This is a genomic window from Pseudomonas sp. S3_E10, from assembly GCF_054667615.1.
Map to the genome: position 1 here is coordinate 2,435,118 of NZ_CP162743.1, position 13,340 is coordinate 2,448,457.

General features: G+C 56.6%; 12 protein-coding genes and 1 tRNA gene. 7 read left to right on the forward strand and 6 right to left on the reverse strand.

What is annotated here, in order from left to right; genetic code table 11:
- Window positions 1-10: 10 nt before the first annotated feature.
- The 7 genes from AB4N98_RS10915 to AB4N98_RS10945 all read left to right on the forward strand — a co-directional run bounded on the left by AB4N98_RS10915 (window position 11) and on the right by AB4N98_RS10945 (window position 8,073).
- A complete protein-coding gene (locus AB4N98_RS10915; RefSeq protein ID WP_017526005.1) occupies window positions 11-2,164 on the forward strand; it encodes a type I secretion system permease/ATPase in 2,154 nt (717 codons plus the stop codon).
- Window positions 2,154-3,530 carry an HlyD family type I secretion periplasmic adaptor subunit gene (locus AB4N98_RS10920; protein ID WP_026067116.1) on the forward strand — a complete coding sequence of 459 codons (1,377 nt, stop codon included), beginning with the start codon at window positions 2,154-2,156 and terminating at the stop codon, window positions 3,528-3,530. The genes AB4N98_RS10915 and AB4N98_RS10920 overlap by 11 nt, the downstream gene beginning before the upstream one ends.
- Window positions 3,531-3,651: 121 nt before the next feature.
- Window positions 3,652-3,727, forward strand: a tRNA-Thr gene (locus tag AB4N98_RS10925).
- A 112-nt stretch (window positions 3,728-3,839) separates the two neighbouring features.
- Window positions 3,840-4,454 (forward strand): DUF4145 domain-containing protein, encoded by a 615-nt coding sequence (locus AB4N98_RS10930; RefSeq protein WP_460149420.1) that lies wholly within the window; start codon window positions 3,840-3,842, stop codon window positions 4,452-4,454.
- Between the two features lie 438 nt (window positions 4,455-4,892).
- On the forward strand, window positions 4,893-5,108 hold the full coding sequence (locus AB4N98_RS10935) for a hypothetical protein (protein ID WP_460149421.1): 216 nt from the start codon (window positions 4,893-4,895) through the stop codon (window positions 5,106-5,108).
- A gap of 662 nt (window positions 5,109-5,770) precedes the next feature.
- On the forward strand, window positions 5,771-6,841 hold the full coding sequence (locus AB4N98_RS10940; RefSeq protein ID WP_460149422.1) for a hypothetical protein: 1,071 nt from the start codon (window positions 5,771-5,773) through the stop codon (window positions 6,839-6,841).
- A gap of 338 nt (window positions 6,842-7,179) precedes the next feature.
- Window positions 7,180-8,073, forward strand: a complete 894-nt coding sequence (locus tag AB4N98_RS10945; protein ID WP_460149423.1) for a hypothetical protein — start codon at window positions 7,180-7,182, stop codon at window positions 8,071-8,073.
- Here the strand turns inward: AB4N98_RS10945 and AB4N98_RS10950 are convergent.
- Genes AB4N98_RS10950 through AB4N98_RS10975 form a run of 6 tightly spaced genes read right to left on the reverse strand, consistent with a single transcriptional unit; the run spans window position 8,070 to window position 13,338 of the window.
- Complete coding sequence (locus tag AB4N98_RS10950; RefSeq protein WP_460149424.1) at window positions 8,070-9,041, reverse strand: hypothetical protein; 972 nt, start codon at window positions 9,039-9,041, stop codon at window positions 8,070-8,072. The two genes, AB4N98_RS10945 and AB4N98_RS10950, sit on opposite strands and share 4 nt — an antisense overlap.
- Complete coding sequence (locus tag AB4N98_RS10955; RefSeq protein ID WP_460149425.1) at window positions 9,014-9,718, reverse strand: hypothetical protein; 705 nt, start codon at window positions 9,716-9,718, stop codon at window positions 9,014-9,016. The genes AB4N98_RS10950 and AB4N98_RS10955 overlap by 28 nt, the downstream gene beginning before the upstream one ends.
- On the reverse strand, window positions 9,715-10,257 hold the full coding sequence (locus AB4N98_RS10960) for a baseplate complex protein (RefSeq protein WP_460149426.1): 543 nt from the start codon (window positions 10,255-10,257) through the stop codon (window positions 9,715-9,717). Before AB4N98_RS10960 ends, AB4N98_RS10955 begins: the two co-directional genes overlap by 4 nt.
- Entirely contained in the window at window positions 10,254-11,156 is a 903-nt protein-coding gene (locus AB4N98_RS10965; protein WP_460149541.1) for a hypothetical protein, read from the reverse strand. Before AB4N98_RS10965 ends, AB4N98_RS10960 begins: the two co-directional genes overlap by 4 nt.
- A gap of 20 nt (window positions 11,157-11,176) precedes the next feature.
- Window positions 11,177-11,752 (reverse strand): DUF4376 domain-containing protein, encoded by a 576-nt coding sequence (locus AB4N98_RS10970; RefSeq protein ID WP_460149427.1) that lies wholly within the window; start codon window positions 11,750-11,752, stop codon window positions 11,177-11,179.
- A gap of 11 nt (window positions 11,753-11,763) precedes the next feature.
- Window positions 11,764-13,338: a phage tail protein gene (locus AB4N98_RS10975; RefSeq protein ID WP_460149428.1), complete on the reverse strand. Its 1,575-nt coding sequence runs from the start codon at window positions 13,336-13,338 to the stop codon at window positions 11,764-11,766.
- Between the last annotated feature and the right edge of the window lie 2 nt (window positions 13,339-13,340).

Sequence of the window (13,340 nt, forward strand, 5' to 3'; positions counted from 1 at the left end):
GAGAGTCAGCTTGGATTCTGAAATAGGTGTGGCGCAGCTCAACCATGACCCGCGCAGTCAGCATGACGACCCCTTGCTGGACGGGTTGTTGACGCTCTGCTCCCTGCATTACAAGCCTGCCAGCCGGGCCATGCTGACCACCGGCCTGCCCCTGGCGGGCCAGCGCCTGAGCCCCGACCTGCTGCCCCGCGCAGCAGCCCGGGCGGGTTTGCAGGGCCGTTTGCTGCAGCGCAAGCTGGAGCAGATCCCGTCCATCGCATTGCCGGCGTTGCTGCTTTTCAAGGAAGGACGCAGCGCGGTGCTGTTGGCGTGGGAGGGTGACACCGCCCGCCTGTTGCTCAGCGAAAGCGACGGTGGCGAAGTCCAGGTTAGCCGCGAAGCGCTGAGTCAAGATTACAGCGGTCGGGTTTTCTTCGCCCAACCGCAACATAAATTTGACGTCACCAGCGGCACGCTGATCCCGCGGGCCCGCTCGTGGTTCAAAGACACCCTCAAACGTTCGCGCTGGCTGTACGCCGACGCCATCGCCGCCAGCCTGGTGATCAACCTGATCGCCTTGGCCGCGCCCTTGTTTGTGATGAACGTGTATGACCGCGTAGTACCGAACCAGGCCACGGCCACCTTGTGGGTGCTGGCCATCGGTATTTGCGGCGCCTACCTGTTCGATCTGTTGCTCAAGAGCATGCGCAGCCTGTGCCTGGACCTGGCAGGCAAGAAAACCGACCTGATCATTTCCGCGACGCTGTTCGAGCGCATCGTGGGCATGTCGATGAAAATGCGCCCGGCACGCGTGGGCAGCTATGCCTCGAACATCCACGAGTTTCAGGGGATGCGCGACTTCCTCACCTCCCTGACCCTCGCCAGCCTGATCGATTTGCCGTTTACCCTGATCATCCTCGCGGTCATCGCGCTGCTCGGCGGCCACTTGGTGTGGATCCCCATCGTCGCCTTCCCGCTGGCGCTGGGTATCGGCCATTTCCTGCAAAAACCGCTGACCGCGACACTTGAGCGCACCATGGCCCTGAGTGCCGAACGCCAGTCGAGCCTGATCGAAACCCTCGCCGGGCTGGATGCGGTGAAGGTCAACAACGCCGAAAGCGAACGCCAATACCAGTGGGAACAAACCATTGGCACCCTCAGCCGGCTGGAATTGCGGGTGAAGGTTCTGTCTGGCCTGGCGATGAACATCACGCTGCTGATCCAGCAAGTGGCGGGCGTGGCGATGATCATCTTCGGCGTGTACCAGATCATCGATGGCGCCCTGAGCATGGGCGGCCTGGTGGCGTGCTACATGCTCAGCGGCCGCGCACTCGGCCCGCTGGCGCAACTGTCGGGCCTGCTGACGCGCTACCAGCAAGCCAAGGTGACGATGGTGTCGGTGGACCAGATGATGGAGCTGCCGCAGGAACGCAACTTCGACGAGCGCCCCCTCAGCCGTAAAACGCTGCAAGGCGCGATGACGTTCCGCGAGGTCGACTTTACCTACCCGAACCAACAGAACCTGGCGCTGCGCGGCATCAACCTGACGGTTCGCCCTGGCGAGAAGATCGGCATCATCGGCCGCAGCGGCTCGGGCAAAAGCTCGCTGGCCAAGCTGTTGGTGGGCCTGTATCAACCCGACTCCGGCTCGTTGCTGGTGGACGGCGTAGACATCCGCCAAATCGACGTCAGCGAATTGCGGCATAACATCGGCTACGTGGCCCAGGACATCCAATTGCTGGCCGGCACCTTGCGCGACAACCTCGTGTCCGGTGCACGCTATGTGGATGATGAAATGGTGCTGCAGGCCGCGGAGCTGGCCGGCGTGCATGAATTTGCCAGGCTGCATCCGCAAGGTTACGAACTGCAAGTGGGCGAGCGCGGGCAAAACCTTTCCGGCGGCCAGCGCCAGAACGTTGCCCTGGCCCGCGCGCTGCTGCTGAACCCACCGATTCTGCTGCTGGACGAACCCACCAGCGCCATGGACAACACCGGTGAAGAACGCCTGAAGCAACGCTTGCAGTCGGTTATCGAAAACAAGACGGTGATTCTCGTCACCCACCGTGCTTCGCTGCTGAGCCTGGTCGATCGCCTGCTGGTGATCGACCGTGGCCAGATCCTCGCAGACGGTCCAAAAGCGGCCGTCATGGAAGCGCTGAAAAAGGGGCAGATCAGTGTTGCTTAAGTCCGGTTCAGGCCGTTGGAAGGACGTGATCTTCCGCTATTTCAAGGGCAGCGATTCGCTCGATGACCAGCCATTGCCCGAGGTCGAAAAGGCCCTGATCGACGATGCCCCGCGCATCGTGCGCCTGACCATCTGGGGCGTGATCGGCTTCTTCGTGTTCCTGTTGCTGTGGGCACACTTTGCGATTATCGATGAAGTCACCAAGGGCGACGGCAAGGCGATCCCGTCGTCGCGCATCCAGAAGATCCAGAACCTGGAAGGCGGCATCGTCGCTCAGATCTACGTGCACGAAGGGCAGATCGTCGAAGCCGGCGCGCCACTGGTGCGCCTGGACGACACGCGCTTTGCCTCCAACGTCGGCGAAACCGAAGCCGACCGCGTGGCCATGGAACTGCGCGTGGAGCGCCTTAGCGCAGAGATCGAAAATCGGCCGCTGAACATCACCGAGGACGCGCGCAAAGCCGTGCCCAACCAGGCCTCGAACGAAGAATCGCTGTACCTGAGCCGCCGCCAGCAACTGGCGGACGAAATTGGCGGGCTGCAACAACAACTGCTGCAACGCCAGCAAGAGGCGCGTGAATTCAGCTCCAAGCAGGAGCAATACCGCAACAGCCTGAACCTGCTGCGCCAGGAAATCGGCATGTCCGAACCCTTGGTCAAACAAGGCGCGATCTCGCCGGTGGAAGTGCTGCGCCTCAAGCGCTCCGAAGTAGAAACCCGCGGCATGCTCGACGGCACCACCCTGGCCATCCCCCGCGCCCAGGCCGCCATCAACGAAGTGCAGCGCAAAATCGATGAAACCCGCGGCAAGTTTCGCAGCGAAGCCCTCGCCCAGTTGAACGAAGCCCGCACCAACCTGAGCAAGGCCCAAGCGACCTCCAAAGGCCTGGAAGACCGCGTCAGCCGCACCATGGTCACCTCCCCCGTGCGCGGCATCGTCAAACAGATGCTGGTCAACACCGTCGGCGGCGTGATCCAGCCCGGCAGCGACATGGCCGAAGTCGTCCCGCTGGACGACACCCTGCTGGTGGAAGCAAAAATCCGCCCGCAAGACATCGCCTTCCTGCACCCCGGCCAAGAAGCGATGATCAAATTCACCGCCTACGACTACACCATCTACGGCGGCCTCAAAGGCAAACTCGAAACCATCGGCGCCGACACCGTGATGGACGAAGAGAAGAAAAACACCTTCTACATCATCAAACTGCGCACCGACCGCAGCCACCTGGGCACCGACGAGAAGCCACTGCTGATCATCCCGGGCATGGTGGCGTCTGTGGACATCATCACCGGCAAGAAAAGCATCTTGAGCTACCTGCTCAAACCCATCATCAAATCGCGCGCAGAGGCCCTGCACGAGCGTTGATTTTTCGCGAGGGACGTAGGGAAATGCGGGGAGATTTGCGAAAACTTGGGTTTTCGCAAAAATAGTCAGTTTTCAGGGGTTTACAGAACCTTGGCAGTCGCTATAATCGTCGCCCTAACACGCCGGTATAGCTCAGTTGGTAGAGCAACTGACTTGTAATCAGTAGGTCCCGGGTTCGACTCCTGGTGCCGGCACCATTTAAAAACAAAGGCTTGCAGCGATGCAGGCCTTTGTTTTTTGTCCCGCACGTAACAAGTCACGTAACAACGGCTGGTGGCATGGGGACGTACGGCCAACTCGGAGCGGAAAATGAAGCAAGGAAATTCGTTGCCTTTACCTCGTTGCCCGCACTGCAACATCGCTCAGCCGTCGCTGAATTACGGAACCTCAATCACTACTGCTGATGATCGCCAAAAAAACGTGCGTAATTGGTACATGTACACGTGCTCTGTGTGCGGCGGAGTCACCATGGCAACCGCTGACGTTTTCGACAGACGCGATGGGTCTATGAGCGATGTTCTTGAGGTTTGGCCTGTCCCCCAGACCGTCCATGACTCAATACCCCAACGAGCCAGAACTTTTCTGCAACAGGCTATTAATAGCATCGCAGCTCCATCAGGTGCTGTGATGCTTGCCGCTTCGGCCGTCGACGCGATGTTAAAAGATAAGGGCCTTAAAGAAGGCAGTCTTTATACACGTATTGGTAAAGCAGCTACTGAACACCTCATTACGGCAGAGATGGCAGAGTGGGCCCATGAAGTCAGGCTCGATGCAAATGATCAGCGGCATGCAGACGAAGAAGCCCCCATGCCAGATGAGGCTGATGCCCGCAAATCTATCGAGTTCACACTCGCCTTGGCTCAGTTTCTGTTCGTTCTGCCGGCTCGCGTCGCTCAAGGTAGAGCACGAGCATCTCAAGGATGATTTCTGAAATCTACTTCCACAAAAAAGAGTGATAAAGGTGATATCGTTTTCCGAATCGAGCTGTAGGCCACGCGGCACAAGGCTTTGAACGATATTCGGAAAAGGTGATATTCAAGTGATATAGAAGTAATAGTATTACTCTTTTATAAGGTGATATTCCTAAGGGACGAAACCCAATGAAACCGGGGGTTTGGTCAAAATATTACCTTTCATATCACCTCATATTACCTTTCAATGTGATACCCAAACTCCAGTAAAGCCGTGGCCTCCAGCCCGCCTCCGACCGCGTATTGCTTTTATTACTCTTTTTGAAATGCATACCCTACGCCTGAGAATACACCTCAATTGAAAGGCGCTTTTGCTGCAGGAGTCATAGCAGGTCCAAGATCATAAAATCGGAATTGTCTATGCTACGGATTTCACAAACGGAATCGGGTCATGTCGGACGAATACTCTTTACCAGACGTACTTGAAAGGCTGTATGAAAACCAGTTGGCGTTGGAAGCAGCGGTTATGGAGTTGACCTTGCGGATCGAGTCGCAATCGGCGCCCGAGTTGGGTCAGAACGTCCGCGGAGCCCTCGATACGATCAGTGAAAACGCTGGCCATATAAAGCAAGGACTGGCACGTCTGAGAGCCCGAGGGTCGCATTAGCATTAATTGATGCCTGCCGAATTTGTGAAAGCCACCAAATCTATCGTCCTCAGCAAATTGCTGGGGTTGCGCGTCGATTTTCACCATTGCCCATTCTCATCGCCCTCCCGCCAAAGACCGTTCACATTTTCAAAAACCGCTACATTCCAACGCTTTCAAACTTTTCACCCAATGAAACCGGGGGCTCCCGCAGCGACCGCTCGTGCCGACTTGATGCACGGCTGTGCAACCGCGCTGCATTTGTCTTCAAAATTTTGCAATCGGTGAAATTGCCAATCGCCCGCAGAGCCCCCCGGCCCGCCTCGACTGCGGGTTTGTTTACACTACATCCGACTTTGCACAAAAAAAGGACGCAAACCCCGTCGGCGGGAGGGGGATAAGTGCTTTTTCCTTTAGTTTTTTCCTAAGCTGCCGTCTTTTATCCCATTGCTACTGTGGGTACGGCGTCAATTCGAGAAACCAAGCACCAGCGTGGGTGCCTGACGTCTACAGTGGCTTTTACAACCCAAACGATTACGCAGTGCCACATTGAGTTGGTTCGTGTTGATTTGTGTTGTGCCGCAGCACGGGATAGGGAAAAATGCCATCAGGGAACGACGGAACGAAAAAGGTAGCCAGGACGCAAAAAATCCCAAGCTAACCACCATCGGCCTCGCACCAATGTGCGCAGTAAAATTTGCCAAAAAGATGGGGGAATAGTAGTGCTAAGCGAGGCCGATAAAAAACTTTCAGTGGTGATTTTTAGCCTTATTAAACAGGCGACCAATCAACAGACCGTACGGGATTTCCTGAAAAGCAAAGGGGTTCCTGTATCTGCAGCGAACTGGGATGAGCTATACGACAAGCGAATATTGCCAGCCCTTCATCAGCAAAAATTCACAATCATCGAATTTCGAGAGCTTCTCCAAAAAGTTGAGGAGTATGGCCGACAGCACACCTTTCTCTACCAGTGCACCGAAGATCGTGCACAGGGGTTGCTGTCCCCCGCAAGAATCCGAAAAATCGCACAGGAACAGGGAGTAGAGGGTCTCTTAGAGACACCTTTGGACCTGGAACTGCCCGATCAAGCAACAATTGTAGACATTCGACTACTCCAACCAGATCCGGCCAAAATTCCGGTTAGTCTCACGATAAAAATCGTCGAGAAGCGGATGATTAGAACTTTTAATTCCGAAGTCATTGATCGTGCTGCCGGCGTTATCACTAAAAACTATAGTTTCACTGAAAAACGTGTCGTTAACATTGCAACGTTAAATCACGAAGGTTTGCTTGAGTTGCGAATTGCTTCTCAGGACACACAAACAAAATATACAAATTTAGTTAAAGAACTCCTTTCGAAAATTCGCTTTTTTATACCCCATGACGGATTCACTTGGATTTCACTTAATAACGCGAAAACAAAGATACAGACAGATCGGGCCAAACTTGCTAACGAGATTCGCTATAGCAACTCAACAGCGAAGAATGATCTCGGTGCCGTCATGCAGATCTCTTCGTCGTCTCAAGACGACAACCTTTCGTCTGATGATGGGTCAATGGCAGCACTTGACAGCTTCCTAGCCGGTGACGGCCATGTGACGGGAACGAACGTATACGTTAAGATACCTAATACCGATCCCCAGCGTGAAATTCACCTAGTGATCAGTGGCGATGTTAACGAGTTTGCTATACCTGTCGCATGCTCCGCAGAGGAATACTCTTATGTTCGCGGAAAAGTTATCGCCCTTAATTAGTAGCCATCCGCAAGATGCGGAGGCACTACGTAGGATGGAAGAATATCTGGGTGATTTTGAATCCCGGAGGGGTGATGCTGTCCTTAGAATAAGATTAGATCCGTCCAGAATGTTTGAAATTATGCAAGCCGGTAGCTCATCGCGTCTCGCAAGACTTACTTCAATTTTGATTGAGGGGAGAATTTTCCGGAGGCAAATTTTAGTTCGCTTTCCTTCTGGAAGCGGCCTGACGTTTCCCTCGTACGCCGACTTACCTGCAGTCGTGAGAGATCCTGTACGCGACATAGATGTTGAGGTTTCATACGACAATATTGAGTCCTCATACGTATTGGTGACTAATGAATGCGGTTAGAGTTTTTAAGCTACTTGAAGAAACCTGGCAAAATACTATTCCAGAAAAAAGAATTAGTCAGCTAAAACTAATACGGCAGGAAATCCCTGAGGAGCATCTAGAGCTTTTCGACGGCATGCTCGATGCCAAAATCTCGGGAGTTCAAGATAGCCCAGACGCTGTTGTTGTTTTATGCATACATGGCATTCAAACTGATGGCGCATGGCATCAGCACGTCAAGACAGAAATAGGTAAGTTGAAAAACACTAATGTAACTCCTCTAGGTTACAACTTCGTTTCGCCCTTGCAACTTGCCTCTCCTGTCAGAAGCACACCTATAAATAAGATAATGCAAGATTTTCGCGATGCTCGAGCGATGGAGCCAATGGCAAAATTAATGGTCATCGCTCACAGTTTTGGCAGCTATATACTGAGTCAGATTTTACCGAAGTGCCCTGACATCCGACTCGAACGAATTATATTATGCGGCAGTATTGTCCCTACTAACTATAACTGGGGACATTACACTCGCGGCATGCAACCAAACTCTATAATCAATGACGTAGGGACTCGAGACTTTTACCCAGTCATGGCTACTTTCACAAGTTTCGGATATGGAAGTTCCGGGCGCAAAGGATTTCAAAGCCCTCATATAAGAGACCGATACTTTGACTACGGTCACAGTGATTTTTTTGAGAATAAAAACAACCACATAGAAACATATTGGAAGCCCTTCATTGAAAAAGGGGAAATTATTGAGTCTGACTGGGACGTCAACAAGCCGAAAACCAGTATAGGAGTGATGGCTCTCACTCACCCCTGGATCGGCCGCCCTTTGTTTTACGGGGCGCTTATCGGTTTGACACTGCTAATTATCGCAGGTGTTCGTTGGTACTTTTAAAGCGTTACTACTTTGAGCGCAGCAGCTAATACTCCTGCCCGAGCTGCCTCGCTACTAAAAGCTGTGGCGTTGTTCGGTACCGGCGTTGTCCCATGAGTGTGCGCGGCAAGCTGCGTATTCATCTCCTGCAGAAGGTCAAGCGTGTCGCACACCACTTTAAACAGGTTCACGTTTCCAGATCCGATCCAACTCTTTGGTGCCTGCATCTGCTGACTTGAACCCGCCATACTTTTGCGAAGCCCCTGAATTTTCTCATGCATATCGCCACCAACCATAGCGTTGAACTTCTGCCCCACCACTAGGTTCAAGTCGCGCCCGGTTGCCTGGTGCAGATCATCCACCGCCGCCAGGCTCGCGGATCCGCCCGACAGCAGCTTTAGCGCCCCCAGCGCTTCGATCTTCTTGATCCCACCCACTGACTCGGTTGAATGATCGTCCACCGTCCTGGTGTGGCTCTGGAAGCTCTCCGTGTTCTGCATTGCCTCCACTTCCCGCTCGATCGCCTTGTCCAGGATCTTGCCGTCGGTTTGGCGCAGCCAGTTGCCATCGGCGTCGACGCGCTGCTGGCAGGCTTCGCTGTGCTGCCACACCTGGTCACCCTTCGGCACACGGGGCAGGCTCAGGCCGTGCGGCAGGATCTGCGTGATAAAGGGCTTATGCGGCAGGCCGTAGGCAAAGCTGACCACCACGGTGGTGCCCTCTTCCGGAAAGCCGAACATGCCCGCCTCTTGCCCACCCATCGGTGCAGGCAGCGGCAGGCCGGTCAGGATCGGCAGCGCGGGATCTGGCTCACCGTCAGGCAGCAGCACTTCTACGTCGACGCCGAAGCGCGGCCGGAAGTCGTCGCACAGACCAGGTGCGGCCGGCGCATCGGGCACGGCCACCACTCGGCCAAAGCGTGGCAAGTGATAGCCGCCGGTGAGTTCGGGGAATTGCCGCTCTACGCTGCGACGGATTGCGTCGTCCATTTGATCGCCATTTGATTGCCGGCAAGGGTCACGCTGGTGATCCTCTCGCCCTGGTTGATGGTTGCACCTGGTCGTAGTCCCGGAAGGGCCGCGATCATTGCGCTCTGGTTGCCCTGATAGCCGTCGAACAGTTCGACCGGCAGCTGCAGCGGCGGGCGGATCCCGAAGAAACTGTCGGCCCAACTGCCCACAAACACTTCACCATCGCCCTGCTGCTGCCAGATAAAGTCGGGGATGCTGAATACGCTGGCCAGGCTATCCATCGCTAGGTAGCCAGCAGCCAGGCAGTAGAAAAACGGGGCTTTGACCTTGGCGTAGGCCTTGTCAGGCACGCGAAAGCGCAGGCCGGTCTTGCCGCTGACCTCGGCCAGCACGCCCTCCAGGTCGACGTGGCGTAGGTTCAACGGCATAGGCTGCGACAGGATCGCCGCCAGTTCGCGGCAGACCAGGATCTGCTGCACGCTGTTGACCGGGGTCGAGCGCTCAACAAAGCCAATGAAATGGCGCTGCAACGGGCTGTCGTTGTAGCCGACATCGAGCGTCACCAGGCCTTTGACCGGCGCGCCGGCCTGGATGGTGAAAGTCGCCCGGCCGGGGCTTTTGATCTCCAGCCGGACTTCGTCCTTGATCAGCGGATAAGGCGCGCCGCCAATCGTCAGTACCTTATGCAGCTTCATGGGGTGGGGCCCAGCCAGTCGTCAACCTTTTTCAAAGTCCGTTCAAAGCCGCTCAGTTCCCCAGGCGCGCCGGTGCCGTTACCACCAGCCGCGCCGTCGACTGCCGTACCCGGGCCGGATTGCGACGTGACGCCGTTGCCGGCGCGGCGGTTCTCCACCCGCTCAGGGTTGGACAGTTTCTCTGACAGGGTGAACTGCACCAGCCAGGCGTTCAGCGAGTCGTCTTCCCGGGCGCTCACTCCATCAGAGAACTGCACTTCACGAATGCCGAACGCGGCGGCGGTGTCGTTGACGATGCGGTACATCTTGAGCTGGCCACCGCCGGCCGTGGCCTCGGCCAAGCGCATAAGGTTGCGCAGCTGCACCTGGTCAACAAACGGAATCATCAGGGCGACCGTCAGGGTTTTGGGCTTAAAGCCTTTGTGCGCGGTCTGGCTGTTGCTGGTCTGCCCCGACAGATCGTCGCTCTCGATACGCAGGTTGGCCGTGATCTTCAGGTGTTTGCCCAGGATCTGTTGGCCGTCGAGTAATAGCGTCATAGGCCCACCAGCTCCCGAACAAAGCTCAAACCGTCCAGCGAACCCACCAACAGCACGCCGGCGCACAGCACCCACTCATGACCTGGTGCGTCACCTTGCAGCAACGCACGGCGCAGCTCGTTGTTATCGCCTGGCCCCAGGATGCGCGCGCGCATGTTGTGATCGGCATTCCCGCCGGCCAGCAAGGCTTTCAGGTCGTTAAGCTGTTTGTTGCGGTCCTGCTGCTGCGCAGCCTTGCGGCCGGCCAATGCCGCCAGGTCCCCCATGGGCGAGCTGTCTGCCGCGTAGCTCTCCAGGACGGCGATCTGGCCGGCCATGGATTGCTTGGCCGCTTTGACCAGCGTGCAGCGCTCCAGGGGCAGCGCAGACCAACGCGGCAAAGGCCCAGCGCTGGGGATCTCCCACTTCTCAGTCTCCAGCCGCGACAGGTTGCGCGCCCGACGTTCAGCACGCACCAGGTCAGGAATTGGCAGCAGCGCATTGAAACGCGCCAAGGTCTCGGCGAATTGATCCAGGCGCGTGCCCAGGAACATCAGCGACAGCGCGTACTGAGGTCCACCCGGCCGGCCGTTGTCGCTGGCGTCGACCAGTTTGGCGGCCAGCTGCTGCAGCAAGTTCGGCGCAGACAGAAACCGCTGGTGGCCCCGCCCTTGCCCTATCCCGCTTTGAAACGGTGTCACGGCCAGACACGCCGGCGCTTCGCCCATCTGTCCGGCCAATGCTGCGCGGCCAGCCTCGATCGCGCCCTGGGCCGCATCGCCTACAGGCCCCGGGTTGGTACTGGTCATGCCGTCCAAATCCGCCAGGCGTTTCGCAGTGTTGGCCAGCTCGCCGCTGGCCAGGTCCTGGGCCGCTGACAGTTGCCCCATCCACTGTGTGGACTGCTCTGGCCAGCGCATGGTCACTGGCGCCCAGGACGTCACTGCGCGTCCTCCCAGGAAACCAACTGCAGGCTGGCCAGATCGCTATCCGCCAGTGCCTGGTCAAGTGCTTGCTTGAGCCCGTTTGCCTTCTGCAGCAGCTGCTGCTTGAAACCGCTGAAATCGCTGCCTACATGGCGCAACTGCTCCGCCGTGTGCGGACGGAACAGCTTGGTACCCAATTGATCACGGCAGGCATAGAGGCTGTCCATGCCCGTCTGAATCACACCGGTGAGGTTCAACTGATCGTCTAACTGACTGGCGTATTGGAACGGCTCACCCAGGGCTGACGACCAAAAACCACCCGTGATTGCCGCTTCGCACGCCAAATTGACCTGGGCTGTTTTCTCCAAGTGCATCGCCGTCAAACGCTCAGTTTCCGTGGGCGGCGCTAATTCGCGAGAAACAGGCTTCATCAGCTCGCGATCGAACGTAATTTCGAGTCCCTGGGACTGGTGCATCATCAGCGCCGTATGCTCCGCATCACTGAGCGGAACGCAGTCAGCGGGACGGTTCTTATGGAGTCCCGCTATCAAAAAAGTATGAAGCGAAGGACTGTAAAAATAGCTGTTCATGTGCCGTGTCCTCAGTTGCCGATCGCAATGTAGTGATAGTTGGCTGCTGTGGTCGCGTTACCGGTAAACCCCGTTCTGGTTAGCGAACCAGGGGTAATGTTCATCACCTCGACCGAACTGGTGGAGTTTTCACCGGTGCTGAAATTGAGAACGAAAGCGGCGGTCGGGAAAGCAATCGGGAACAGGTAGTTCGTCCCGTTGACACTGATGAATGCGTTCCCCCACTGAATGACTAAGCCACCCAACCAACTTGGGAAGGCAATGTAGCCATTGACGGCCAAGCTGATGGCAAAGCCCCAGCGCAACTTCTTCGGGGTGATATAGGCCGTATCGTCAGCGCCCTCATTGGTTTGGGTCTGAGTCGCCACTTTCGCACCACCGGCGACAGCTTCAGTGGCTTGAATTGCTGCGACCGTCAGCGTTACATCGGCTGAGCCATCAAGCGTGACGTTGCCCGTCATCGCGCCGCCCAGTGTGATCTTGCGGGCGATTGCCCACTTAGCAGACTTTCCGACTACGGTAGCGCCTGACACGATGTTGGCGATGCCCGTCCAGATCAGCGCGGTCGCGGCCTTCACTGCTTTGGTCGTGGCCAGGATCACACTGCTGTTGGAGTCCTGGTCATCACTGATGGCGTTCGGGACGTTCCCCAAGCCCACGTCGTCTTTGGTGGTCGCACGGGCGCGCAAGCTCGCGTAGTCGCCCGTTCTCAGGGCAAAGTCCATGACCAGGGCGCCACTTGTTTCGACCGTAAAACGACGATCAATCAGGGTATTGGCGTCCTGAAACTCGGCCGCGAGAACGGAGTAGTGAGTGATGCCGTTGCCGTCTACATAATCCGGTCGGCTGGGAAACATATGGGCCGTCTTCAGCGTTACAGCCACATCGCTAAGTTGCCGTTGCAAGCTGACATCGAGCCAGAGGTACATGGGAAAACTGGTGGGAGCCGGAACCGGCATTGGTGCCGTAAGTTCTACGCGTAGCCCCTCAACGTAGGCAACGCCAGGCTTGAGTTGATAGCTATTCCCCACCTTCTCCAATTGCAGACCAGTGTTCAAACACGCACGGCGCCCGTACAGGTCCCGATTGGCTTTACGGGCGCGCTCATCAATGCCGGCCAGACGTACGGTGAAATCGTGCTGCCAGGTCTTGGCGTCGATCGTGATCCCGGTCAACGACTGCGCACCATCGAACACCACCAGGAAGTTGCGTGTCAGGTTATTGCCGATCTGCTGGGGCGGGATATTGCGGCGCTTTTGCTGTACGGGCACATACGCCACCGCAAACAGCACACCGTCGATGGTCTCCAGTCCGATCCAGTTGAAGTCCCAGTCACCAACGTCAGAGCCGATCTGCGCGCTGTACACCACCTGATTGGGGTTTACGTAGCCGGCATGCTCGGCCGGGATCTGGTGCGTGTAGACGATCTGCCCCGCGACAGGCTTGGGCGCGGCGCGGTCCACGGGTGCGGCGGGGTTCAACCCGGGCACGTTGGCAAAAATGAATCGACTGACTTTCAGACCCGCGTTGGCGGCTTGTTTTTGCGCGATCAGGCTTTCACCTGCAAGGGTAATAACGGCTCCCATGA

Excerpts from the sequence above, each read along its gene's own strand:
- AB4N98_RS10930 (WP_460149420.1), top strand. The coding sequence starts at position 3,840 with ATGAAGCAAGGAAATTCGTTGCCTTTACCTCGTTGCCCGCACTGCAAC.
- AB4N98_RS10935 (WP_460149421.1), top strand. The coding sequence starts at position 4,893 with ATGTCGGACGAATACTCTTTACCAGACGTACTTGAAAGGCTGTATGAA.
- AB4N98_RS10945 (WP_460149423.1), top strand. The coding sequence starts at position 7,180 with ATGAATGCGGTTAGAGTTTTTAAGCTACTTGAAGAAACCTGGCAAAAT.
- AB4N98_RS10950 (WP_460149424.1), bottom strand. The coding sequence starts at position 9,041 with ATGGACGACGCAATCCGTCGCAGCGTAGAGCGGCAATTCCCCGAACTC.
- AB4N98_RS10955 (WP_460149425.1), bottom strand. The coding sequence starts at position 9,718 with ATGAAGCTGCATAAGGTACTGACGATTGGCGGCGCGCCTTATCCGCTG.
- AB4N98_RS10960 (WP_460149426.1), bottom strand. The coding sequence starts at position 10,257 with ATGACGCTATTACTCGACGGCCAACAGATCCTGGGCAAACACCTGAAG.
- AB4N98_RS10965 (WP_460149541.1), bottom strand. The coding sequence starts at position 11,156 with ATGCGCTGGCCAGAGCAGTCCACACAGTGGATGGGGCAACTGTCAGCG.
- AB4N98_RS10970 (WP_460149427.1), bottom strand. The coding sequence starts at position 11,752 with ATGAACAGCTATTTTTACAGTCCTTCGCTTCATACTTTTTTGATAGCG.
- AB4N98_RS10975 (WP_460149428.1), bottom strand. The coding sequence starts at position 13,338 with ATGGGAGCCGTTATTACCCTTGCAGGTGAAAGCCTGATCGCGCAAAAA.